The sequence below is a fragment of the Pseudomonas sp. YH-1 genome, assembly GCF_051990045.1.
In the GTDB taxonomy this organism is placed as follows: domain Bacteria; phylum Pseudomonadota; class Gammaproteobacteria; order Pseudomonadales; family Pseudomonadaceae; genus Pseudomonas; species Pseudomonas nicosulfuronedens.
The window spans coordinates 5,074,135-5,097,830 of sequence record NZ_CP178184.1 but is presented as its reverse complement, the minus strand read 5'-3'; the positions used below and the strand labels follow the sequence as shown (position 1 = coordinate 5,097,830).

The following is a 23,696-nucleotide window of genomic DNA, read 5'->3' as shown; positions in this document are numbered from 1 at the left end:
TCTTCTGTTCGACAAGGTTGTTCCGATGCCCTCGACTGCCAGTTCCTCGACCATGAGCGCGCGCCCCAGCCGACAGACCGCCGCCGACGCGCAACGCCGGCTTGCCCTGTGGGTGCCTGCGCTGCTGTTGTTCGCCTCGGGCGGCGCGGCGCTGGTGTTCCAGGTGTTGTGGGTCAAGCAGCTGTCGTTGGTGGTGGGTGTGGAGGTCTATGCCGTCACCACGGCAATCAGCGCCTTCTTCGCTGGCCTGGCCCTGGGCGGGCTGGCCTTCGGCCGCCTGGCGGACCGCCTGGAACGGCCGCTGCGGCTGTATGCCGGGCTGGAGCTGCTGGTGGCGTTGCTGGCGGTCGCTGCCACCGTCGCCCTGGCCAATGCCGCCGGCATCTTCGCCTTCCTGGAGGAAGGGCTCGGTGTTCTGGCCTGGACGCTGCCTTTCGTGCTGGTGGGTGTACCGGCATTCTTCATGGGCGGCACGCTGCCGGTGCTGGTGCGTGCCGTGGAACCCGCTGACGGGCAGATGGGGCGAGCGGGGGGAGGCCTGTATGCCGCCAACACCGCCGGCGCCATCGCCGGCACGCTGGTGGCGGCCTTCGTGTTCCTGCCTTTGTTCGGTGTGCTGGGCAGTGCCTGCGCGGCGGCTGTCTTCAACCTGATCGCCGCGGCGGGAGCCTTGCTGCTTCGCCGGGAGGCGATCCGGAAGCCGACCGCGACTGCATCGGTGACCACCTCGCGAAGCAAGGCGGCGCGCCTGGCCATCGCCCTGTACTGCGTGGCTGGTGGTGTCGCGCTGGGCTACGAGGTGGTCTGGACGCAATCCATCGTCCAGTTCATGAGCACCCGCACCTTTGCCTTCGCCGTGGTCCTGGCCACCTACCTCTGCGGCCTGGTGCTGGGCAGCGCCCTGTATGCCCGGCGCGCGGACCGCATCCGCGATCCCTGGGGCCTGTTCGGCCTGCTCATCGCCGCCGCGGGGCTGCTGGCCATTGCGCAGATTGCCGGTCTTGGCACCTGGCTGATCGGCCTGCAGACCCGTGTCGAATGGCTGGTGCTGCAAGCCGGAGGCAGCGAGCTGGCGGGCATGTGTGCGCGTTTCGCGGTGGCGGCGCTGTGCGTGGTGTTCCTGCCGACGACCCTGCTGGGTGCGGCTTTCCCCATCGCCTTGCGGCTGTCGGTGGATCGCCACCACGTTGGCCGCGATGTTGGCGTGGTGGTAGCGCTCAACACCCTGGGCGGCATCGTTGGCGTCATGCTGACTGGCTTCGTTCTTGTCCCCGGCCTGGGCCTGGTGCGCACGCTGGCCGTGCTGGGGGGGCTGGCCGCCGTCATTGGCCTGCTGGCCGTCTGGCGCGGTGAAGGCGTGAGCAGGAAGCTGCGCATCAGCGTCGTCGCCGTGGCGGTGCTTGCCGTGGCTATTGGTGCCCTGACGCCGTCGCAACACCTGGCCGAGCTGATGCCCGGCGCACGCAATGGACAGATCAGCTTCTATGCCGAAGGCCGTGGCGGCACCGTAGCGGTTATCGAGCAGGGCCGGGGGGACAACCGCTTCAGCCGCCTTTACATCCAGGGCGTCTCGAACACCGGCGATGCCATGCCGTCGTTGCGCTACATGCGCCTGCAAGCCCTGCTGCCACTGCTGATCCATAACGGCGAGCCACGCTCGGCGCTGGTGATTGGCTTCGGCACCGGTATCACGGCCGGCGCCATGCTGCGCTACCGCGACCTGCAACACCCGGTGGTGGCAGAGTTGCTGCCGGAGGTGCTGGCCGCTGCGCCGAACTTCAAGGGCAATTTCGACGCGATTCACGATCCTCGTCTGGATATCCGCCTGCGCGACGGCCGGCGCGAGCTGCTGCGCAGCGCAGAGCGCTACGACATGATCACCCTGGAACCGCCGCCGCCTTCGGCCGCGGGGGTGGTCAACCTGTACTCCCGTGATTTCTACCAGCTCGCCGCCTCGCGCCTGGAGGAGGGCGGCGTGGTTGCCCAGTGGCTGCCTCTGCCGACGCAGAACGACGAGGAAAGCCGCTCGCTGGTGCGCAGCTTCATCGACGTCTTCCCCTACGCCACGCTGTGGACCACGGAGTTCCACGAGATGCTGCTGGTGGGCTCGCTGCAGCCGCTGCGCCTGGACGTGACGACCATTCGCCAGCGCTTCGAACAGCCGGAAGTCGCCTCCGCGCTGGGGGAGGTCGGGATCGACTCGGTCGAGGCCCTGCTGGCCACCTGGGTCACCGACCGGGCAGGGCTGGAGCGTTATGCCGGCGATGCGCTGCCGGTGACTGACGATCACCCACGCATCGAGTACGCGCCCTGGGTCCGCCCGAAGGAAATCGCCCGCGTGCTGCCAACCCTGCTGGCCCTGCGCACGGCGCCGCCGCTGGAAAACGCCTTGCCTTCGGTGCAGGCATCGGTCAACGACGGCTGGCTGAGGCTGCGCCGCTTCTACGACCTCAGCCTGCACGCCTACCGCGGCGACCGCCAGGCCTGGGCTCGCGATGCCCGACAGGTGGCCCTGGAAGATGGCGACAATCCCTATTACCGGTGGTTCCTGGGCGGCCCCTGAGTGACCGCCGGGGCGCACGGCCCGGCGAACCTGTTCGAGGCGAATTCCGGTTACCCTTGGCGTCGCCTGCACCCGTGAAGGGTGCAGGTCGATGCGTTACAGGAGATAACATCTGATGGAGACTTCCTCCCGCCCCCGCAGCACACTCAACCCACCCGTCTTCTATACCAGCGCCTTGCTGATCTTCCTCCTCGTACTCTACGCCGTGGTATTCCAGGCCCAGGCCCAGGCGCAGTTCGATCGCGTTCAGCAATGGATAGTCGCCAACGCCAGCTGGTTCTACATTCTGGCCGTGGCGCTGATCCTGATCAGCGTGGTGTTCCTCGCCATCAGCCGCTATGGCGACATCAAGCTCGGCCCCGACCATAGCGAGCCGGAATACCGCAGCAGCAGTTGGTTCGCCATGCTGTTCTCCGCCGGCATGGGCATCGGCCTGATGTTCTTTGGCGTCGCCGAGCCGGTCATGCACTTCACCAGCCCGCCAGTGGGCGAGGCCGGCACCGTGGCCGCCGCCCGCGAGGCGATGAAGATCACCTTCTTCCATTGGGGGCTGCACGCCTGGGCGATCTACGCCATCGTCGGGCTGATCCTGGCCTACTTCAGTTTCCGCAAGGGCCTGCCGCTGACGTTGCGCTCGGCGCTCTATCCACTGATCGGCGAGCGCATCTACGGGCCGATCGGCCATGCGGTGGATGTCTTCGCGATTATTGGCACGGTGTTCGGCGTCGCCACTTCGCTGGGCTACGGCGTGCTGCAGATCAACAGCGGTTTCCATCACCTGTTCGGGCTGCCGGTGAACGCCACCGTGCAGATCGTCCTCATCACCGTCACCTGCGCCCTGGCGACCCTGTCGGTGGCCAGCGGCCTGGACAAGGGCATTCGCATTCTCTCGGAGCTGAACCTGGCGCTGGCCGTGATCCTCATGCTCTTCGTCCTGCTGCTCGGGCCGACCGTGTTCCTGCTGCAGACCTATGTGCAGAACACCGGCTCCTACCTCTCGGACATCGTCAACAAGACCTTCAACCTCTACGCCTACCAGCCGACCGACTGGATCGGCGGCTGGACGCTGCTCTACTGGGGCTGGTGGCTGTCCTGGTCGCCCTTTGTGGGGCTGTTCATCGCACGTATCTCGCGCGGTAGGACGATCCGCGAATTCGTCTGTGGCGTGCTCTTCGTGCCGGCCGGTTTCACCCTGCTGTGGATGACGGTGTTCGGCGATTCGGCGATCCACATGATCCTCAACGAGGGCGTGCGTGACCTGGCTGCCGTGGTCGACCAGGACAGTTCCCTGGCCCTGTTCGCCTTCCTCGAACACTTCCCGCTGTCGAGCGTGGTGTCGATGGTCGCGGTGCTGATGGTGGTGGTGTTCTTCGTGACGTCCGCCGACTCCGGCGCTCTGGTGGTCGACATGCTGGCTTCCTCCGGACACGCGCATTCGCCGCTCTGGCAGCGCATCTTCTGGTCGGTGAGCATCGGTGTGGTAGCGATAGCCCTGCTCCTGGCCAACGGCCTCAAGGCGTTGCAGACGGCGACTATCGCCAGTGCGCTGCCGTTCTCGGTAATCCTGCTGGCTTCGATCTGGGGCCTGTTCCGTGCCCTGCACCTGGACGCGACACGCCGCGGTCTGCGTAACCAGTCCATGCCGACTCCACGGCATGCACCCCACCATGAAGGGGGCTGGCAACGGCGCTTGCGCAGCATCGCCATGAAGCCGCGCCGTGCCCACGTCACCCGCTTCATTGCCGAAGTCGTGCGGCCGGCCTGCGAGGAGGTGGCGGCGGAGCTGCGCAAGCAGGGGCATGACGTGCAGGTCCTGGAGCGCGAGGATGGGCGCGTGGTGCTGGAACTGGCACAGCCGGGGGAGGGCCACTTCCTTTATGAAGTCCGCCCGCGCGCCTTCACCAGTCCCAGCTTCGTCCTGCTCGAAGAGGATGACGGCGCCGAAGCGCGCAAGTACTTCCGGGCGGAGGTTCATCTGCGCGAAGGTGGCCAGGACTACGACATCATGGGCTGGAGCCGGGACGATGTGATTGCCGATATCCTCGACCAGTACGAGCGCCACCTGCACTACCTGCATGTGGTGCGCTGAGGGAAGTGCCTTCAGGCGGCCGTCACCGCGACGATGATCGGCCCGCAGACGGCCAGCAGTACGTTGGAGATCGCATAGCAGACGGTGAAGCCGATCACCGGCGTGTTGCTGCCGGACTGCTCGATGATCTTGTTCATCGAGGCCGCCTCGGTCTGCGCACCGGCCAGGGCGCCGAACAGGATCATCGGGTGCAGTCCCAGCACATAGCGGCCGAAGTACAGCGTCACCAGGGGCGGCAGCAGCGTGACCAGCGCACCCGACAGCAACAGGGCCGCGCCCTGTTCCTGGATGGCGGAGAGCGCCGCCGGCCCGGCGAGCAGGCCGACCACGGCGCCGAAGGCGGTCAGGCCGAACTCGGAGAAGGCCCACTGCGCCGCGCGCGGCAGCGCACCCAGCTCCGGGTGCCGGGAGTTGTACCAGCCGATCAACAGGCCGACCAGGAGAATGCCGCCGCCGACCCCCAGCTCCACGGGAATCATGCCGATGTGGGTGGAGAGCAGGCCCAGCAGCGAACCGACCACCATGCCCAGCGCGTGGATGGCGATGTCGCTGCGGTAGTCGCTGACGCGGATGCGCCCGATCTGCTCGGCCAGTGCCTCGACGCTGGCGCTGCGGCCGACCAGCGTGATGACGTCGCCGCGACGCAGGACGGTGTCAGGCAGCAAAGGCAGTTCCAGGCCCTGGCGCGTGATGGTGCGGATGAAGCAGCCCATGCGCTCGGACCCGATCAGTTGCTGCTTGATCTGGTGGATGGTCCGGCCGCTCAGGCGCTTGGACGTGAGCACGATGTCGGCGTCGCGAGTGGCGAACGACAGGCTCTCGGGGTTGTCGATCTCCGGACCTATCCACTGGGTGAGTTCCGCCACCGCCTCGCGCAGCGTGTAGACGCCCAGGATATCGTCCTGCCTCAGTACCAGCTCCGGGCTGCGCTCGAGAATTCGATCGCCGCGAATCACCCGCTCGATGCTCATCGAGGCATGCAGGGCCTCTACATCGGCGATGCGCTTGCCGATGGCCGCCGGCGCCGTCAGGCGGTGGGCGCGTACCACGATGCGGGTGTAGGGAATGCTGATGGCGTTCTCTTCGCGCTCGATGCCCAGTTCGCGCTCCAGTTCCCTGGCTGAACTGCGCAGGTCCACTCCCAGCAGCCGCGGCGCGATGCTGCCGACGAAGACGATCAGGCCGATGGTGCCGAACAGGTAGGTGACCGCGTAGGCAACTGCCATGTGGCTGTTGAGTTGGGACTTGCTTGCTTCGTCGACGGCCAGTTGGGCAATGGCGCTGCTGGCGGTGCCCATGATCGCCGTGTCGGTCAGCGCGCCGGCGCCGAGGCCGGCGGTGAAGCCCGCGTCGAAATGGAACAGGCCGTACATGGCGAGGATGGTGCCCAGCGCGGTGGCGCACAGCACGACCGAGAGCAGCACCAGCTTGAGGGTGCCGCGGTTGAGGCTGCCGAAGAACTCCGGGCCGCTCTTGAAACCCACCGCGTAGATGAACAGGGCGAAGAACACCGACTTCAGCTCGTGGGGAATCTGCAAGCCGACCTGGCCGATCAGCAGCCCCATCAACAGCGCGCCAGCCACAGAGCCGAGGTGGAAATCGCCGATCCGCACCCGACCGACCAGTACGCCCAGGCCGATGGCCAGAAAGACCGCAATCTCGGGGTTGCTGCGCAAGGCATGCAGCGCAAAGTCGACCATCAACCGTTCTCCCTGTTCGGTGGGCCGCCGATGAACTCGGCCGGGCACAGGGGAGTATGGCCCGCGCGGCAGGCGGCGCCAGCGGCGGCGGACCCGGTTGGCCGACACGCCGCCCCGCAAACCACGGGAGCGCTCGACCACCGGCCGTGGCTGCGAACCTCAGTGAATCGTCGGGAAGCGCTCGCTGATCAGGGTCTGCGCCTGCCAGGCCATCTGGTCGAGCAGGCGATCGCGCTTTTTCTCCGCCTCGCGCATGGCCTTGCTGCCGTTCTGCTTGACCAGGTAGGTGTGGATCTGCCGCACCTCCTTGGACTGGTAGATGGGTGCCAGGTCCTGCACCGCAACCATGCCATTGGAGCGGTGGTCGCGGGTGTTCATCAGCACGTGCGGGCCATGCGCTGCCAGCGGTTTGAAGCCCATCGCCTCGAAGACCGGCACCTTGCTCGCCGCACAGGCCAGTTCGGCATGGGGGCGGTGCTCGAGCATCTTCTGCAGCATGGCACGGGCGATACCGCGCCGGCGGTGGCTGGCCTGGACGGCGAGGTACGCCAGGGTGCAGGCCTCGGCGTCATCCGCGCTCGGCAGGTAGAGGGCGAAGCCCAGCACCTGCGAGGGGTCTTCGTCGTCCAGTGCGAGGATCAGGCGGGCGGGGCTCGTCGCGGAGCCGTCCATGGCCTGCAGGTACAGGTGCACCTCGAAGCCGATCACGTACTGGTACAGCTGGAACAGCGGGTTGCTCGGCGTCAGCGGCACCGGGCTGATGTCGCTGAAGTAGTCCACCACCATCTGCAGCACCTGGCTTTTCAGGGATTCGGGGGGCGAGGTGTCGAGGGTGACGAGGGTGAACATCAGCAGCGGGCTCCGGGCGTGGCCGATCCGGGGGAATCGGGGTGGGCGCCATTGTAACCTCCCTGGGCGCCCACCGATTCATCCCGCGATCCCGGGGCTCAACCCTGCCAGCCGCCGCCAAGGGTCTTGTACAGGGTTACCCGGTTGACCTGCTCGGACAGCTCCAGGCTGATCAGCGACTGCTGTGCGGAGTACAGCGAACGCTGCGCGTCGAGTACCTCGAGGAAGCTCTGCGAGCCCTGCTTGTACAGCGCCAGCGACAGGTCGTAGCTCTTCTCGGTGGCCTGGGTCAGGCTGCGCTGCGCGTCGAGCTGTTCGGCGATGTGGCTGCGCACGGAAAGCGCGTCGGCGACTTCACTGAAAGCGGTCTGCAGGGTCTTCTCGTACTTGGCCACGTCGATGTCGCGGGTAACTTTCGCGGCGTCGAGGCTGGCGCGGTTGCTGCCGGCGTTGAAGATCGGCAGGTTGATCGAGGGTGCGAAGCTCCAGGCTCGGCTGCCGGACTTGAACAGCCCGGACAGCTCGCTGCTGGCACTGCCGCCGCTGGCGGTCAGGGTCACGCTGGGGAAGAAGGCCGCGCGCGCCGCGCCGATATCGGCGTTGGCGGCCTTGAGCGTGTGTTCGGCGGCCAGTACGTCCGGCCGGCGTTGCAGCAGGCTGGAAGGCAGGCCCGCCGGCACGTTCACCAGCAAGGTGGCATCGAGCTTGGCGTCGCCGGGTAGCAGGCTGTCGTCCAGGCGTTCGCCCACCAGCAGTTCCAGGGCATTGCGGTCCTGTTCCACCTGGCTGGCGTAGTTGGCGACGTCGGCACGGGCCGACTCCACGGTGCTGCGCGACTGCGCCAGGCTCAGGCCCGACTGGCCGCCCAGGCCATGGGCCTGCTGCACCAGGTCGTAGGTCTTCTGCTGGCTGGCATAGGTGTCCTTGGCCAGGGTCAGCAGTTGCTGGTCGGCGGCCAGGGTCATCCAGGCGCTGGCGACTTCGGCCACCAGGCTGATCTGCGTGCTGCGGCGGGTCTGTTCGAGCGACAGGTAGTCCTCCAGTGCAGCGTCCTTCAGGTTGCCCAGGCGGCCGAACAGGTCCAGCTCATAGTTGCTCACGCCCAGGTCGACGCTGTACTGACTGCTGACGGCGTTGCTGCTGCCCTCGGCTACGCCACGCTGGCGGGTGCCATCGGCGGTTGAAGAGACCGCCGGGAACAGCGCGGCCCGCTGGATGCGGTACTGCGCCTGCTGGTACTCGACGTTCAGTGCGGCGACGCGCAGGTCGCGGTTGTTGGCCAGGGCGCGGGCCACGGTGTCTCGCAGCCGCGCATCGACGAACAGCTCGCGCCAGGCGATATCGGCGCTGGCCTGTCCGGCCGGGGTCGTGGTGGTCCACTGGCTGGCGACCGGCGCCTCGGGGCGCTGGTAGTCGGGGGCAAGGTTCACGCAACCACCGAGCATCAGCGCAAGGACCAGGGGAATAGGCGAAAGGCGCATCAGGCTTCTCCTTCAGCGGTGACGTCAGGGGCAACATTGGTGGCGGCCATTCGCTCGGCCAGTCGTTGCACCAGCACATAGAACAGGGGAATGAAGAACAGGCCCAGCAGCGTGGCGGCGAGCATGCCGCCCAGCACGCCGGTACCGATGGCCTGGCGGCCGCCGGCGCCGGCGCCACTGGACAGGGCCAGCGGCAGCACGCCGAGGATGAACGCCAGGGAGGTCATCAGCACCGGGCGCAGGCGCACCCGTACGGCCTCCAGCGTCGCCGCGATCAGCTCCTGGCCGCGCTCGACGTTCTCCTTGGCGAACTCGACGATGAGGATCGCGTTCTTCGCCGCCAGGCCCACGGTGGTCAGCAGGCCGACCTGGAAGTACACATCGTTGGACAACCCGCGCACGCCGGTCAGCAGCAGCGCGCCGAGGATACCCAGCGGCACCACCAGCATCACCGCGAAGGGCACCGACCAGCTCTCGTACAGCGCCGCGAGACACAGGAACACAAAGAGGATGGAGATCGCGTAGAGCAGCGGCGCCTGGTTGCCGGCCATGCGTTCCTGGTAGGACTGCCCGGTCCAGGCGTAGCCGATCCCTTCGGGCAGCTGCGCCATGATTTCCTCCACCGCGGCCATGGCCACGCCGGAGCTGACGCCCGCCGCCGGCTCGCCCACCAGTTCGTAGGAACCAAAGCCGTTGTAGCGTTCCAGAAGCGGCGAGGCGGTGCTCCAGCGAGTGCTGATGAAGGTCGACATCGGCACCATGGCGCTGTCCGAATTGCGCACGTACCAGTCACCGATGTCCTCGGCCTGCATGCGCTTGTCGACGTCGCCTTGCAGGTACACCTTCTTCACCCGGCCGGCATCGAGGAAGTCGTTCACGTAGCTGCCGCCCAGGGCAACGCTCAGGGTGTCATTGATGTCGCCAGAGGCGACGCCCATGGCACCGGCCTTGCGGTCGTCGATGTCGACGTTGAGCTGCGGGGTGTCTTCCAGGCCCTGGGCGCGCACGGAGGCCAGGCGCGGGTCCTGGTTCGCCAGTGCGAGGAACTGGTTGCGTGCCTTGAGCAGCTCGGCATGGCCGAGGCCGCCCAGGTCCTGCAGCTGCACGTCGAAGCCGGAGCTTTCGCCCAGGCCCATGATGGCCGGCGGCGACATGACGAACACCTGTGCGTCGAGAATCTTCATCAGCGCCATGTTGGCCCGGCGTGCCACCGAGGCGGCGCTGTGCTCCTCACCCTGACGCTCGCTCCAGTCCTTGAGCTTGACGAAGGCGCGCCCGGAGTTCTGCGCGTTGCCGCCGTTGCCCAGGCCGCGCACGGCCATGATCGAGGCGACTTCCGGCTGCTGCAGCATGTAGTCCTGCACCTGGCGGGTGACTTCCTGCAGGCGCTCATCGGTGCCGCCCACGGGCAGGGTCATCTGCATCATCAGCATGCCCTGGTCCTCATCGGGGAGGAACGAGGTGGGCAGTTTGTGGAACAGCATCGCCACGCCGCCGAGCACCAGCGCATACACCACCAGGGCGCGCACTGGCCGAGCCAGCACCCCGCTGACGCCGCGCTGGTAGTCGTGGGCACCGCGGTCGAAGGTGCGGTTGAACCAGCCGAAGAGGCCGCGGCGGTCTTCACCGTGGCCCTGGCTCGGCTTGAGCAGGGTGGCGCACAGTGCCGGGGTGAGGGTCATGGCCACCAGCACGGAGAGCGCCATGGCGGCGACCATGGTCACCGAGAACTGCCGGTAGATCACCCCGGTGGAGCCGCCGAAGAAGGCCATCGGCACGAATACCGCCGAGAGCACCACGGCGATGCCGATCAGCGCACCGCTGATTTCGCCCATGGATTGGCGCGTGGCTTCACGCGGCGACAGGCCTTTCTCGACGATGATCCGCTCGACGTTCTCCACGACCACGATGGCGTCGTCCACCAGCAGGCCGATGGCTAGGACCATGCCGAACATGGTCAGCGTGTTGATCGAGTAACCCATCAGCGAGAGCACGCCGAAGGTGCCCAGCAGTACCACCGGTACGGCCACGGCGGGGATCAGCGTGGCGCGCCAGTTCTGCAGGAACAGGTACATGATCGCGACGACCAGGGCGATGGCCTCGAACAGCGTCATGACCACTTCCTGGATGGAAATCTTCACGAAGGGCGCGGTGTTGTAGGCCACTTCGGTGCGCAGTTGCAGCTTGCTGGGGAAGAATTTTTCCAGCTCGGCCATCTTGTCCTGTACGCCCTGGGACACGTCCAGCGCATTGGCGCCGGTGGCCAGGCTCACGGCCATGCCGCCGGAGGGCCGGTTGTTGTGCTCGGCGACCACGTCGTAGCTCTCGCTGCCCAGCTCTACGCGGGCCACGTCGGCCAGGGTGACCACGGCGCCGTTGCTGGAGTGCTTGAGCACCAGCTCGCGAAACTGCGCGGCGGTGGTCAGCTTGCTGCGTGCGCTGATGGTGGCGTTGAGCTGCTGACCAGGGCGCGCGGGCAGGGCGCCGAGCTGGCCGGCGGAGGTGTCGACGTTCTGCGCTTCCAGGGCGGTGGTGACGTCCGAGGGCATCAGCGCGTATTGCTTGAGCTTGTCCGGGTCGAGCCAGATGCGCATGGCGTAGCTGGAGCCCAGGGTGGTCACCTGGCCGACGCCGTCCACGCGGCTGATCTGGTCGTACAGCGTGCTGGAGATGAAATCGCTGATGTCGGTGGCGCTGACGTTGGGGTTGTCCGAGACCAGCGAGAGGATGATCAGGAAGTCGCTGGACGAGTTGCGGATCTCGATGCCCTGTTGCTGCACAGTCTGCGGCAGTCGCGCCTTGGCCTGTTCGAGCTTGGTCTGCACCAGCATCTGCGCGGTGTTGACGTCAGTGCCAGCCTCGAAGGTCAGCGTGATGCTGGCGCTGCCCGCCGAGCTGCTGCTCGACGACATGTAGACCAGACCGTCGAGGCCGGTCATCTGCTGCTCGATGACCTGGGTCACCGAGTCTTCCATGGTCTTGGCGGAGGCGCCGGTATAAGTGGCGCTGAGGGTGATCTGCGGCGGCGCGATGTTGGGGTACTGCGCCAGCGGCAACTGGGTGATGGCCAGGCCGCCGCCGAGCATCACCAGGATGGCGATGACCCAGGCGAAGATCGGCCGGTCGATGAAGAAGCGTGCCATGGGTTCTGCCTCAGTCGTGGCTGTCGGTTTGCGCGGTCAGGCTGGTGCCGGCGCTGTCTTCGACGGCCTGGACTTCCTGGCCGACGCGCACCTTCTGCAGGCCCTGGACGATCAGTTGATCACCCTCGTTCAGGCCCTTGCTCACCCACCAGCGGTTGCCCACTGCACGGGCCAGGGTCAGCTCGCGCTGCTCGACCTTGCCGTCCACCACCACCAGCGCGGTAGCGTCACCGCGCTCATCGCGGCTCACGCCCTGCTGCGGCACGAGGATGGCGTCCTGTTGCACGCCTTCCTGCAACGTCGCCTTGATGTACATGCCCGGCAGCAGCAGGCCGTCCGGGTTGGGCACCAGGGCGCGCAGAGTGACGCTGCCGGTGCTTTCGTCGACGCTTACGCCGTTGAAGGTGAGGGTGCCTTCATGGCCGTAGGTGCTGCCGTCTTCCAGCTCCAGGCTGATGCGCGTGGCGTCCTTCTGCTCGGCGGGCGCGAGCTTGCCTTCGGCCAGCTCGCGCTTGAGGCGCAGCAGCGTGCTGCTGGGCTGGGTGAAGTCGACGTAGATCGGGTCCAGCTGCTGCACGGTGGTCAGTGCGGTGGTCTGCTCGGCGGTGACCAGGGCGCCCGGGGTGACGGAGGAGGTGGATGTCTGGCCGTCGATAGGCGCGTTGATCCTGGTGTAGCCGAGGTTGATGCGCGCGGTACGCAGCGCAGCCTGGGCCGACTGCAGGCTGGCGCGGGCTTCGAGCAGGGAGGCCTGGGCGCTTTCGTTGTCCTCGGCGCTGATGGCGTCGATCTTCACCAGTTGCGCATCGCGCTTGGCCTTCAGTTCGGCGGCCTTGAGCGTCGCGCGGGAAGAGGTGACCGTCGCCTCGGCCTGGGCCAGCGCGGCTTCGTAGGGTTGCGGGTCGATCTGGTACAGCGGCTGGCCGGCCTTCACCGTGGCGCCTTCCTCGAACAGGCGCTTGAGCAGGATGCCACCCACCTGCGGGCGGATTTCCGCGACCAGATGCGCGCTGGCGCGGCCGGGCAGGGTCATGCTCAAGGCTTGTGGGCCACTGGTGACGTGATACACGCCGACCTGCTGGACCAGGGCAGGCGGTTGGGCGGGGCCTGAGTCGCGGCAGCCGGCCATGGCGAGCAGGCCGGCGCCCAGCAGCAGGGCGCGGGCCAATGGAGAGAGTGGGGAGAGGTTAAGCGCGAAGGAAGACATCCGTGGGGCTCCGGACCTAATGAATTTCAGGCTTTCAGGCTGCTCGGGAAATGTGCAGGGAATGTGCAGTCATCTGGGAGAAACCGCGGAGATTGCCTGCCCCGCCTTGCTGCGCGCGGGGCGGCGCGCTTCAATGTCGGCAGTTTCGATTGCCCGGCGGTGCCATGAAAATCAGCCTCTCCAGCAAGTTCTTCCTGGCCATGCTCACGGTCTGCGCCTTCGCCGTGCTCGGCATGGTCTTCGCCGCGTACCTGAGCCTGAAGTACGGCTTCCTCGGCTACCTCAACCAGCAGGGCGAGGAGCGCATGGACCTGGTGGTGCCGCGCATCGAACGGGCCTACGCCCAGCACCGCAGCTGGGATTTCATCCGCCAGGACAGGGAGCAGTGGTTCGAACTGCTGCGCCCGGACGACATCACGCCGGACAAGGCCTTCGACGCCAGCCTGCTGACGGTGTCGGACCTCACCGGTGCGTTCGTCCGTTTCGCGCTGCTGGACGAGCAGCGCCGCCCGATCATCGGCTACCAGGCGGCGCCCGAGGACATGCTGCTGCGGCCCATTCGCTTCCAGGGGCGCACGGTCGGCTGGATGGCCCTGGCGCCGCTGCAGTCGGTCACCAGCGTCGGTGACCGGCGCTTCCAGCTCAACCAGCTGCGTTCCAGTTTGCTGGTCGGCCTGGCCTGCCTGCTGGGCACGGCGGTGATCGCCTGGTGGCTGAGCCGCGCGCTGCTGCGACCGATCCGCGAGGTGGCGCGCGGCACCCATCGGCTGGCTGCCGGCGACTATGAAATCCAGGTACCGGTGCGCTCCGACGATGAGGCCGGGCAGTTGGCCGGGGACTTCAACCGCATGGCTTCCACCCTTGCCAGCAACGAACGCATGCGCCGTGATTTCATGGCCGATATCTCTCATGAACTGCGCACTCCGCTGGCGGTGATGCGCGCCGAGCTCGAAGCGCTGGAAGATGGCATCCGCCCGTTGGACGGTGCCGCGATCCGCTCGCTGCAGGCGGAAGTCGGCTCATTGGCCAAGCTGGTGGATGACCTGTTCGACCTGTCCCTGGCCGAAGTCGGCGGGCCGACCTATCGCCGCGAACGCATCGACCTGCGGGTCTTGCTGCCAGTAGTGGCCGAGGCCTTCGGTGCGAGCTTCGCCGAGCGTGGGCTGGCACTGAGTGTGGAATTGCCCGAGGAGCCCCTGTGGGTGCTGGGCGACGAGTCGCGCCTGGGCCAGTTGCTGCACAATCTACTGGAGAACAGCCGGCGCTACACTGATCGCGGCGGTCGCACCGTGTTGCGCGCCCTGCGCGAAGGGGAGCGCGTGCTGGTGCAATGCGAGGACAGCGCGCCGGGCGTGGACGCGGCCTCGCTGGAGCGCCTGTTCGAGCGTTTCTACCGCGCCGAGCGCTCGCGCAACCGTGCCAGCGGCGGCACCGGCCTGGGCCTGGCGATCTGTCGGGGCATCGCCGAGGTACACGGCGGCAAACTGAGTGCGAAGGCCTCGTCACTGGGCGGCCTGTTGCTGACCCTGGAACTGCCGGTTGCTGGAGGTGAAGCGTGAGCCAGGGACAGATTCTGCTGGTGGAAGACGAACCCAAGCTGGCCGCACTGGTGGGGGATTACCTGCGTGCTGCCGGTTTCGCGGTGGAGCACCTCGCCGATGGCCTGGCAGTGGTCCCGGCGGCCCGCCAGAAGCACTACGACCTCATGCTGCTGGACCTCATGCTGCCCGGCCGCGATGGCCTGGATATCTGCCGCGAGCTGCGTGGTTTCAGCCGCCTGCCGATCATCATGATGACCGCCCGTGTCGACGAGATCGACCGCCTGCTTGGCCTGGAGCTGGGCGCCGACGACTACATCTGCAAACCCTTCTCGCCGCGCGAGCTGGTGGCGCGGGTGAAGGCCGTGCTGCGGCGCACCGGTACCCAGGCGTCGAGCTTCGGGCTGGAGCTGGACGCCAGCACCTTCCATGCGCGCTACCAGGGCATCGCGCTGGACCTCACGCCGGTAGAGTTCCGCATGCTCGCCGCGCTGGCGGCGAGGCCGGGGCAGGTACTCTCGCGCGATCAGTTGATGAACCACATCTACCAGGACCACCGGGTGGTCGCCGACCGCACCGTGGACAGCCACGTGAAGAACCTGCGGCGCAAGTTGACCGCCATCACCCCGCAGGTCGACCCGATCCGCTCGGTCTACGGGGTGGGCTACAGCCTGGAGTGCGAATAGGCACCTGATCGGTCCATGCCTTGTTTTCTGGCGATTCCAATCAATGCTCTATCAGCCCGCCAGCGTTCCCGGCAGGCAGGCCGATGAGTGAGCTTTCCCCGTACTTGATATGCGTCAACGGGACTTCATTCCGGCCAAGCACACTGGGTCCGTTCGGCCTCGGAGCGCTCTGCGCGATCCCCGGCCCTGTGCATCCATGGCGCATTCCAAGCGAGGAGAAACAACGATGGCAATGATGAAAGCGGCGATCTTCGTGGAACCTGGGCGAATCGAACTGGCGGACAAGCCCATCCCCGAGGTCGGCCCCAACGACGCACTGATCCGCATCACCACGACCACCATCTGTGGCACCGACGTTCACATCCTCAAGGGTGAATACCCGGTGGCCAGGGGCCTGACCGTCGGCCACGAACCGGTCGGGGTCATCGAGAAACTCGGCAGCGCCGTCAAGGGCTACCGCGAGGGCCAGCGCGTGATTGCCGGCGCGATCTGCCCGAACTTCAACTCCTATGCCGCGCAGGACGGCGTGCCCTCGCAGGACGGCAGCTACCTGGTCGAGAGTGGCCGTTGCGCCTGCCATGGCTACAAGGCCACCGCCGGCTGGCGCTTCGGCAACCTGATCGATGGCACCCAGGCCGAGTACGTCCTCGTGCCGGACGCCGAAGGCAACCTCGCGCCGATTCCGGACAGCCTCACCGACGAGCAGGTGCTGATGTGCCCCGACATCATGTCGACCGGCTTCAAGGGTGCAGAAAACGCCAATATCCGCATCGGCGACACCGTGGTCGTCTTCGCCCAGGGGCCGATCGGCCTGTGCGCTACCGCCGGCGCGCGCCTGCTGGGCGCCTCGACCATCATCGCGGTGGATGGCAACCAGCACCGATTGGACATCTCCCGCAGCATGGGTGCCGACGTCACCCTGGACTTCACGAAGTGCGACGTGGTGGAAGAGGTAATGAAGCTCACCGGTGGGCGCGGTGCCGATTCGTCGATCGAATGCCTGGGGCTGCCGAGCACGTTCGAGCAGGCGATGAAAGTGCTCAAGCCGGGCGGCACGCTGTCGAGCCTGGGGGTTTACTCCAGCGACGTGCACATCCCGCTCTCGGCCTTTGCCGCCGGCCTGGGCGACCACCGGATCAACACTGCCCTGTGCCCCGGCGGCAAGGAGCGCATGCGCCGGCTGATGAGCATCATCGAGTCGAACCGTGCCGACTTCGGCTCGCTGGTCACGCACCACTATGCGCTCGACGACATCGTCAACGCCTACGACCTGTTCGCCCATCAGCGCGACGGTGTGCTGAAGATCGCCATCAAACCCTGACGTGGGGAGGGGAATGGCCGCCTCCGGCAGGCGGTCAAACCCAACAGCGTTCAGCTCGATTGCACGGGGCAGGGCAAATCCAGTATTGTTGAGAACGATTATCATGTTTAACAAAACTGGACGTTCATGGACAGCGAGCGGGCATTCGAACGGGATGTTGAGCGGCTCTACATTGCCCACCACGGCTGGCTGAAGGGCTGGCTGCGCCGCCGCCTGGGCGAGTACGCCGATGCCGAGGACCTGGCGCAGGATACCTTCGTGCGGGTGATGCGCTCGCGCAGCGCCATCGCTGATCTGCGCCAGCCACTGGCCTACCTGGCCACCATCGCCAACAGCCTGTTGATCAACCGCTGGCGCCGTCAGGCGGTCGAGCGTGCCTACCTGGAAGCCCTGGCGGCGCGGCCCGAAGCCTTCGCACCCTCCGAGGAAGAGCGCCTGCTGCTGATCGAAGCGCTGGTGGAGATCGACGAACTCCTGCAAGGCCTCGTGCCACGGGTACGGGAAATCTTCCTGCTGTCCCAGCTCAACGGCCTGACCTACCCGCAGATCGCGCTGCGTCTGGAGCTGAGCGTCAACCAGGTGCAGAAGGCGATGAACAAGGCGTTTGCGGCGTGCTACGCGAGCCGGTTCGAGTGACCACCATGTCCCGCGACAACGATTCCCGGCCCATCTCCGCTGTCATCCGCGACCAGGCGATTGCCTGGTTCACCCTGGCCCAGTCGGGCTGCATGAGCGAGGTCGAGCAGCACCAGTTGCTGGTCTGGCGCGAGGCGAGCAGCGAGCATGAGCGCGCCTGGCAGCGCCTGAGCAGCATCCCGTTCGGCCTGCAGCGTCATGCCGGCGCACTGGCCGACCCGATGGCGCGGCAGCTGGCCGGCCGCCGTCATTACAACGAGATGGACCGGCGCAAGGCGCTCAAGGTGCTGGTCGGTTTCGGTCTGCTCGGCGGGCTTGCCTGGCAGGGGCGCGACACGCAGTGGGTTCAGGGTGCCATGGCGGACTATCGCACCGGCACCGGTGAGCGAACGCAGCGCACGCTGCCCGATGGCACGCGCTTGTGGCTCAACACCGCGACTGCGGTCGACCTGCATTACACCGACCGGGTACGCGAACTGCGCCTGCGTTACGGCGAAATCGAGATTCTCACCGCTCATGAGGGCGCCGGGCGGCCGTTCCAGGTTGTCAGCGGCGATGCGGTGCTGCAACCGTTGGGCACGCGCTTCCGCGTCCGCCGCGACGAAGACGGACGCAGCACTCTGCTGGCCGTCACTCAGGGGCGTGTTGCTGCCAGCTCGCTGGCCGGCGGCGAGGCCAGGGTGATCGAGGCGGGTTCCCAGGCTCGCATCAGCATGGCTGGCGTCAGCGCTCCGCAGGCGCTGGAAGCGAATGGCGGCGCCTGGGTCGATGGCTACCTGGTGGCCGAGCGCATGCGCCTGGGCGATTTCCTCGCCGAGCTGGACCGCTATCGTCCCGGCCTGCTGCGCTGCGATTCCGCCGTTGCAGGCATCCGCCTGAGCGGCTCCTATCCGCTGGCCGATACCGATCGGGTGCTGGCCATGCTGCAGGACAGCCTGCCGGTGACGGTCCAGCGGCGCACCCGTTATTGGGTAACAGTGGGGCCGCGCTAAGGAGCCGAGCGCCGCGGAAATAGGCAGGCGAGGACAGCAGAAGAAAGGTTGCTGATCGCGCTGAAACAGGCCGCTGGGCGCTGCAAAAAAACACCAATGAAAATAATTCTCGAAAAGTCGGCAGGTTTTCGTTTCTCGCTTGGCCTAGGGATAAATCCCTGCTCGCTACTGCGGGCCAACAACGAGAAACGGACCCTCTGCCCATGACGCTTCACCCCATCACCCGCGCCCTGCGCCAGTCGCTCGGCCTCGCCCTGCTGTCCTGTTCCGCGCTCACCGTGCTCCCCGCCATGCCGGTGCAGGCAGAAACTGCGGCCACCCGCACCCAGCGGTACGCTATCCCTGCCGGCCCCCTGGACCAGGTGCTCGGCGAATTCGGCCGGCGCGCCGGCATCCCGATCTCGGTCAATGCGGGGCTGACCGAAGGCAAACGCAGTGGCGGGCTGAACGGTGAGTACGGTATCGAGGACGGCTTCGCTCGTATTCTTTCGGGCACCCGCCTCACGGTGCGCCGCCTGGAAAACGGCGGCTACGGCCTGGTGCCGACACCTTCGGATGCGGTGCTGGAAATGGATTCCACCACCGTTTCCAGCCAGCGGCTGGACCCGACTACCGAAGGCACCAACGCCTACAGCACCCGTGCGGTCACCATCGGCAAGGGCGCGCACAGCCTGCGTGAGACACCCCAATCGGTGACGGTGCTGACCCGTCGCTATATGGACGACCAGAACATCAACACCATCGAGCAGGCGATGGAGAAGACACCGGGCATCGCCGTCTACGAGTCGCCCATGGGCGGCAAGTACTTCTACTCCCGTGGCTTCATGATGCAGGGCCAGTACCAGTACGACGGCGTGCCGCTGGATGTGGGCGGCGAGTATGTGCAGGCCAACAGCTTTTCCGGCGACATGGCCTTCTACGACCGGGTCGAGGTGCTCAAGGGCGCAGCGGGCATGCTCAAGGGCTCGGGCAGCTCCACCGGCGGGGTGAACTTCGTCCGCAAGCGCGGCCAGAGCGTGCCGGAGACCAAGCTGTCGCTCTCCGCGGGCTCCTGGGACAACTACCGCGGCCAGGTGGACACCGGTGGCCCGCTCAACGAGTCCGGCACCCTGCGTGGCCGCACGGTGGTGGCGCTGCAGGATCGCCAGTATTTCTACGATGTCGGCAAGCGCAATGACCAGATTCTCTACGGCGCGCTGGACTACGACGTGACCCCGGATACCACCGTGGGCCTGGGCGTCGCCTACGAGAAGCTGGATGCGACGCCCTGCTGGCACGGCCTGCCGCGCTACAGCAACGGCAAGGACCTGAAACTCAGCCGCTCGACCTGCCTGGGCGCTTCCTGGAACAGCTGGGAAAGCGAGCGCACCACGCTGTTCGCCGACCTGTCCCACCAGTTGAACGAGGACTGGGCCTTCAAGTTCGCCGGCGTCTGGACCCACAACGACCAGGACATCAAGTACGCCCTGTCCGAGACCCCCGGCGGCGTCACGCCGGGGGCGACCTCGGCGCCTTCCTCGGTGTACTCCGGGCTGTTCGACTACGACCAGACCGACTACGGCTTCGATGCCTACCTGGACGGCAAATTCGAAGCCTTCGGCCTGCAGCACGAGCTGACCGTCGGCGCCAACGCCAGCCGAGCCAAGACCCACGATCACTACGCGCTGATCAACATGACCAGCCTGCTGGGTACCTCGCAGGACCCGTTCCATCCCAACTCGCACATTCCCGAGCCGGCGGATGATTTCTATGCGCCCAACTCCTACCGGGGCGGGCCGCAACCCACCGAGTCGGATACCCGCCAATTCGGCACCTATGCCACCCTTCGCCTGAAGCTGGCCGAGCCTTTGACCGCGGTGCTGGGGTCGCGCGTCAGCTGGTACCGCAACAGCCGCGACTCCTACACCCAGGCCTGGGATTACTGGCAGCACGACCGCAGCCAGGAGAACGGCCAGGTCACGCCGTTCGCGGCGCTGATCTACGACCTCAACGATGAGTGGTCCGTCTACACCAGCTACGCGGACATCTTCCAGCCGCAGAGCACCTACACCGACGAATCCGGCAGCCCGCTGCAACCCAAGACCGGCGCCAGCTACGAGCTGGGCATCAAGGGCGAGCTGCTGGAAGGCCGCGTCAACACCGCCTTCAACCTCTTCCGCACCATCGAGGAACACCGCGCCGAAGCCAACTACGACACCACTTGCCTCGGCTCTTCCGATGGCTACTGCTACACCGACGTGGGCAAGGTCCGCGCCCAGGGCTTCGAGGCGGAAGTCAGCGGCGAGGTCATCGACCGCCTGCAACTGCTGGCCGGCTACACCTACACCCAGACCAAGTACCTCAACAGCGCGGAAGAGAACCCGCAGGAACCGACCTTCACCACCCGCTATTTCCCGCGCCACCTGTTCCGTGCCTGGGCCGACTACCAGCTGGCCGGCGAACTGGACCGCTGGAGCCTGGGGGCGGGCGTGACGGCGCAGAGCGACACCTCCGTACGCAGCGGCAACGTGAAGTCGGTGCAGTCCGACTACGCCATCTACAGCGGCCGCCTGGGCTACCGCCTCGACGATCACTGGAGCGTCGCGCTCAACGGCAACAACCTGTTCGACAAGAAGTACTACCAGAGCGTCGGTGCCGTTTCCTGGGGCAACTTCTACGGTGAGCCGCGCAACTTCATGGTCACCCTGCAGGGTTCGTTCTGACGCGAGCACGTGCCGATGCCAGGTTTCGCTCCTGATGTGTGTTGACCTCAACCTAGGTTGAGGTCCTAGAGTCCGTCCGGGCCTGCCTGCCGCTGTTCGCCAGCGGTGGGCCGGCACCTTCGGAACATGACCGCACAAGGACCCGGTATGGACACCCACGCTTCACTGATGATTTTCCAGGCTACCTGCTTCCTGGGTTTCAGCCTCTGGCTGAGCATCGCGCTGATCAACAACCTGCACGCCTTTTCCAGCTCGGTCGCGGCGGTCGGCGCGACCATGGCGATGGCGCCGCTGCACCAGCCACCCGCGATTGACTTTCCCCTGCTACGGCGTGCACTGACGTCACCGGCGCTGCATCGGCTGGCCATGATCGTCGTCGTCCTGCTGCAGACCCTGGCGGTGCTTGCGGCCTGGACGGGCTGCTACCACTGGTTGCTGGGCGGTGAACTCGAAGCCGCCAGGCCCTGGCTGAACCTTGCCCTGAGCGCGGCACTGGCCTTCCTCTTCGCCATGCTGCTGGGCGGGCTGTGGTTCGGCTACTGGATTCGCCAGGAGGCTCTGCAACTGACGCACCTGGTGCTGGTCGTCTGGGTGCTGCTGAACTTCCTCGTCCTCAACCTTCGCTGGAGTTGACGCGCCATGGGTACAGGGAGAATGCCGATGAACATACTGATCGTGGGAGCGGGCAGGGGGCTGGGGCGCGCCTTGCTCGAAGGGATTGCTCAGCCGGGGGATTCGCTGATCGGCGTGTCGCGCCGGCGGCCGGATGCCCTGGCGATGGCGCCGGGCATCGACCTGCAGTGGATCGAAGCGGACCTCGCCATGCCGGCGGAAGCGGTCGCGCAGATCGAGGCGCAGACGCCGGCCGAACTCGACGTGCTGATCTGCAATGTCGGCATCTGGGAGGAGCACGCCTTCAGCGAGCAGTACTCGTTCCTCGGCGACAGCGACGCCTCCATCGGCACGCTGGTCGACGTGAACATCACCGCCACCTTGCTGTTGCTCAAACGCCTGGTGCCGCGGTTGCTCGGTTCCGCCCGGCCGCAACTGATCCTCACCGGCTCGACTTCCGCGCTGCGCCAGAGCGGCCGCCCGGAAGTGGCGTTCGGCGCCACCAAGTTCGCCCTCAACGGCATGGCCGATGCACTGCGCGAGAGCTTCCGCGACCAGCGCCTGGCAGTGACCGTGCTGCAACTGGGCAACCTGAATACCGACGATCCGCTCGCCACGCCGCTGACCGAGGCTGCCACGCGCGGGGAAGGGCAGCTGATACCCGTGCACGATGTGGTCACCCTGGTCGATGCGCTGCTGCGCTTGTCCGCTTCCTCGTTCGTGCGCGAGCTGACCTTGCCGGCTATGGGCGACGAGCGTTTCTGACCGTCTCTACAGGGCCGCTGATGTCATCCGGATCGTCCCAGCCTGGAGTTCCATGGTGTTCGGCTTGGCTGGGCACGTCTGATTTCGGGACTGCTACGCCAGTGCACTCTCGACGCGATTGCGCCCGGAAGTCTTGCCGCGGTACAGCGCGCTATCAGCCTGCTGCATGTATTCATCGAGCGCCTGCGCGCTGGTGAAGGCTTCCGAGACACCGATGGTGGCCGTGCAACGGATCGGTTGATTGGGCGTCGTGCCCGGCACTTCACTCTGTTCGATCGCCGCGCGGGCGCGCTCTGCCAGTTGCAGGGCGCCTGTCCTGTCCGTGTTGAGGCCGACGAGCACGAATTCCTCCCCGCCCAGCCGGCATGTCAGATCACCTTTGCGAGCGGTGGTCTTGAGAATCTGGGCGACGTGGCACAGCACCAGATCGCCCACCTTGTGGCCATGGCTGTCGTTGATGTGCTTGAAATGGTCGATGTCCACGATCAACAGGTAGGCCGGCCCTGCGCTGCGGGAGCGGAAGTGCGCCTCCAGCCCCTCGACCAGTCCGCGGCGGTTCAGCAGTTGCGTGAGTGGGTCATGGGCGGCCATGGTGCGCAGTTCATCCGTCAGGCGGCGCAGTACCAGCCAGACGGCACAGGGGGGCAGCACGGTGCCCAGGAATGACATGTAGAGGTAGAAGACTTTCTGGAAGCCGCTGCTCATGTCGAGCGCCGCCAGCCCACCCTGGAGGATCATCACGAACTTCACGGCGTTCAGCGCGCAGATGCCGCCAATCAGGACGGCGAATACGACCATTTCGACGCGCAGGTCCCTGGCGACGTTCTGTCGGGCGTAGAGCACTCCCACGGTCATGCCCAGGAACAGCAGCGCGCACGAGGCTGCCAGCAATGCATGGCGCGCTTCACTTCCGAGTGTGGATTGCACCGTAACCTGCAACGCCGTGTAGAGGACAGCCAGTGTGAGCAATGGCCGCCACACGGCGGTCGGGCGGTCAAAGAAGCGCAGCGCACCAAGGACGTAGGCGACGGGGGCGCAGAGGGTCATCGTGTGGTTGACGATGCTCGTCATCCCCCAGTTCGCCGGGCCGCCGAGCAACTGCAGGATATAGGCGAGCCCCAGCAGGAGATTGCCCAGGGCGAAGACTTCCATGCCCATTTTCTTGCCGTTCAGCCGTGTGCTGATCAGCAGGAACATCACGCTGAAACAGAGCAGGTGCACGCAAAGCATGCTGAGGATGACAGTGGTGACCATGGGTTCGCGTCAGTGAAGGCGTAGCAAGGGAGGCCGGGGCGGGTGCGCGGACCTGGCGCTCAGGGCCGCACCTGGCGTACTCGGCGGAGTCGTTCAGGGCCACAGCACCTAACCATATGTGCTGCGGGAAGGCAATCTGCCAGCAGGTCGTGCTCCTG

Annotated in this window: 16 protein-coding genes; 10 read left to right on the top strand and 6 right to left on the bottom strand. The window is 66.4% G+C overall.

Annotated features, from left to right (window positions below):
- The first annotated feature begins 52 nt into the window (after positions 1-52).
- Both ACKI1H_RS23160 and ACKI1H_RS23155 read left to right on the top strand, forming a co-directional pair.
- Entirely contained in the window at positions 53-2,563 is a 2,511-nt protein-coding gene (locus ACKI1H_RS23160; protein ID WP_440468902.1) for a fused MFS/spermidine synthase, read from the top strand.
- A gap of 115 nt (positions 2,564-2,678) precedes the next feature.
- Positions 2,679-4,652, top strand: a complete 1,974-nt coding sequence (locus tag ACKI1H_RS23155) for a BCCT family transporter (RefSeq protein WP_138525308.1) — start codon at positions 2,679-2,681, stop codon at positions 4,650-4,652.
- Between the two features lie 11 nt (positions 4,653-4,663).
- On the opposite strand, the gene aspT is transcribed toward ACKI1H_RS23155, so the two are convergent.
- The 5 genes from aspT to ACKI1H_RS23130 form a co-directional block, all read right to left on the bottom strand.
- Positions 4,664-6,352, bottom strand: coding sequence for an aspartate-alanine antiporter (gene aspT, locus ACKI1H_RS23150; RefSeq protein ID WP_440466491.1), 1,689 nt, complete (start codon positions 6,350-6,352; stop codon positions 4,664-4,666).
- A gap of 159 nt (positions 6,353-6,511) precedes the next feature.
- Positions 6,512-7,201: a GNAT family N-acetyltransferase gene (locus ACKI1H_RS23145; RefSeq protein WP_440466490.1), complete on the bottom strand. Its 690-nt coding sequence runs from the start codon at positions 7,199-7,201 to the stop codon at positions 6,512-6,514.
- A 98-nt stretch (positions 7,202-7,299) separates the two neighbouring features.
- Positions 7,300-8,682, bottom strand: coding sequence for an efflux transporter outer membrane subunit (locus ACKI1H_RS23140; protein WP_440466489.1), 1,383 nt, complete (start codon positions 8,680-8,682; stop codon positions 7,300-7,302).
- Complete coding sequence (locus tag ACKI1H_RS23135) at positions 8,682-11,825, bottom strand: efflux RND transporter permease subunit (RefSeq protein ID WP_440466488.1); 3,144 nt, start codon at positions 11,823-11,825, stop codon at positions 8,682-8,684. The genes ACKI1H_RS23140 and ACKI1H_RS23135 overlap by 1 nt, the downstream gene beginning before the upstream one ends.
- Before the next feature lie 10 nt (positions 11,826-11,835).
- A complete protein-coding gene (locus ACKI1H_RS23130) occupies positions 11,836-12,954 on the bottom strand; it encodes an efflux RND transporter periplasmic adaptor subunit (protein WP_138525322.1) in 1,119 nt (372 codons plus the stop codon).
- 242 nt (positions 12,955-13,196) lie between these two features.
- Here ACKI1H_RS23130 and ACKI1H_RS23125 point away from each other — a divergent pair, with 242 nt between their 5' ends.
- The 8 genes from ACKI1H_RS23125 to ACKI1H_RS23090 all read left to right on the top strand — a co-directional run bounded on the left by ACKI1H_RS23125 (position 13,197) and on the right by ACKI1H_RS23090 (position 22,284).
- Positions 13,197-14,591, top strand: a complete 1,395-nt coding sequence (locus ACKI1H_RS23125) for an ATP-binding protein (RefSeq protein WP_138525303.1) — start codon at positions 13,197-13,199, stop codon at positions 14,589-14,591.
- Positions 14,588-15,256: a response regulator gene (locus tag ACKI1H_RS23120; protein WP_440466487.1), complete on the top strand. Its 669-nt coding sequence runs from the start codon at positions 14,588-14,590 to the stop codon at positions 15,254-15,256. Before ACKI1H_RS23125 ends, ACKI1H_RS23120 begins: the two co-directional genes overlap by 4 nt.
- Positions 15,257-15,482: 226 nt before the next feature.
- Positions 15,483-16,577 (top strand): NAD(P)-dependent alcohol dehydrogenase, encoded by a 1,095-nt coding sequence (locus ACKI1H_RS23115; RefSeq protein WP_440466486.1) that lies wholly within the window; start codon positions 15,483-15,485, stop codon positions 16,575-16,577.
- Between the two features lie 126 nt (positions 16,578-16,703).
- Positions 16,704-17,213: a sigma-70 family RNA polymerase sigma factor gene (locus ACKI1H_RS23110; RefSeq protein ID WP_440466485.1), complete on the top strand. Its 510-nt coding sequence runs from the start codon at positions 16,704-16,706 to the stop codon at positions 17,211-17,213.
- Between the two features lie 5 nt (positions 17,214-17,218).
- Positions 17,219-18,205 (top strand): FecR domain-containing protein, encoded by a 987-nt coding sequence (locus ACKI1H_RS23105; RefSeq protein ID WP_440466484.1) that lies wholly within the window; start codon positions 17,219-17,221, stop codon positions 18,203-18,205.
- A gap of 203 nt (positions 18,206-18,408) precedes the next feature.
- Positions 18,409-20,907: a TonB-dependent siderophore receptor gene (locus ACKI1H_RS23100; protein WP_440466483.1), complete on the top strand. Its 2,499-nt coding sequence runs from the start codon at positions 18,409-18,411 to the stop codon at positions 20,905-20,907.
- Positions 20,908-21,054: 147 nt separating this feature from the next.
- Positions 21,055-21,540: a DUF2165 family protein gene (locus ACKI1H_RS23095; RefSeq protein WP_138525297.1), complete on the top strand. Its 486-nt coding sequence runs from the start codon at positions 21,055-21,057 to the stop codon at positions 21,538-21,540.
- Between the two features lie 27 nt (positions 21,541-21,567).
- On the top strand, positions 21,568-22,284 hold the full coding sequence (locus ACKI1H_RS23090; protein ID WP_440466482.1) for an SDR family NAD(P)-dependent oxidoreductase: 717 nt from the start codon (positions 21,568-21,570) through the stop codon (positions 22,282-22,284).
- Positions 22,285-22,377: 93 nt separating this feature from the next.
- On the opposite strand, the gene ACKI1H_RS23085 is transcribed toward ACKI1H_RS23090, so the two are convergent.
- Positions 22,378-23,538 carry a GGDEF domain-containing protein gene (locus tag ACKI1H_RS23085; RefSeq protein WP_440466481.1) on the bottom strand — a complete coding sequence of 387 codons (1,161 nt, stop codon included), beginning with the start codon at positions 23,536-23,538 and terminating at the stop codon, positions 22,378-22,380.
- Positions 23,539-23,696 lie beyond the last annotated feature (158 nt).

Coding starts and splice junctions, on each gene's coding strand:
- ACKI1H_RS23160 (WP_440468902.1), top strand. CDS start 53: ATGAGCGCGCGCCCCAGCCGACAGACCGCCGCCGACGCGCAACGCCGG.
- ACKI1H_RS23155 (WP_138525308.1), top strand. CDS start 2,679: ATGGAGACTTCCTCCCGCCCCCGCAGCACACTCAACCCACCCGTCTTC.
- aspT (WP_440466491.1), bottom strand. CDS start 6,352: ATGGTCGACTTTGCGCTGCATGCCTTGCGCAGCAACCCCGAGATTGCG.
- ACKI1H_RS23145 (WP_440466490.1), bottom strand. CDS start 7,201: ATGTTCACCCTCGTCACCCTCGACACCTCGCCCCCCGAATCCCTGAAA.
- ACKI1H_RS23140 (WP_440466489.1), bottom strand. CDS start 8,682: ATGCGCCTTTCGCCTATTCCCCTGGTCCTTGCGCTGATGCTCGGTGGT.
- ACKI1H_RS23135 (WP_440466488.1), bottom strand. CDS start 11,825: ATGGCACGCTTCTTCATCGACCGGCCGATCTTCGCCTGGGTCATCGCC.
- ACKI1H_RS23130 (WP_138525322.1), bottom strand. CDS start 12,954: ATGGCCGGCTGCCGCGACTCAGGCCCCGCCCAACCGCCTGCCCTGGTC.
- ACKI1H_RS23125 (WP_138525303.1), top strand. CDS start 13,197: ATGAAAATCAGCCTCTCCAGCAAGTTCTTCCTGGCCATGCTCACGGTC.
- ACKI1H_RS23115 (WP_440466486.1), top strand. CDS start 15,483: ATGGCAATGATGAAAGCGGCGATCTTCGTGGAACCTGGGCGAATCGAA.
- ACKI1H_RS23110 (WP_440466485.1), top strand. CDS start 16,704: ATGGACAGCGAGCGGGCATTCGAACGGGATGTTGAGCGGCTCTACATT.
- ACKI1H_RS23105 (WP_440466484.1), top strand. CDS start 17,219: ATGTCCCGCGACAACGATTCCCGGCCCATCTCCGCTGTCATCCGCGAC.
- ACKI1H_RS23100 (WP_440466483.1), top strand. CDS start 18,409: ATGACGCTTCACCCCATCACCCGCGCCCTGCGCCAGTCGCTCGGCCTC.
- ACKI1H_RS23095 (WP_138525297.1), top strand. CDS start 21,055: ATGGACACCCACGCTTCACTGATGATTTTCCAGGCTACCTGCTTCCTG.
- ACKI1H_RS23090 (WP_440466482.1), top strand. CDS start 21,568: ATGAACATACTGATCGTGGGAGCGGGCAGGGGGCTGGGGCGCGCCTTG.
- ACKI1H_RS23085 (WP_440466481.1), bottom strand. CDS start 23,538: ATGGTCACCACTGTCATCCTCAGCATGCTTTGCGTGCACCTGCTCTGT.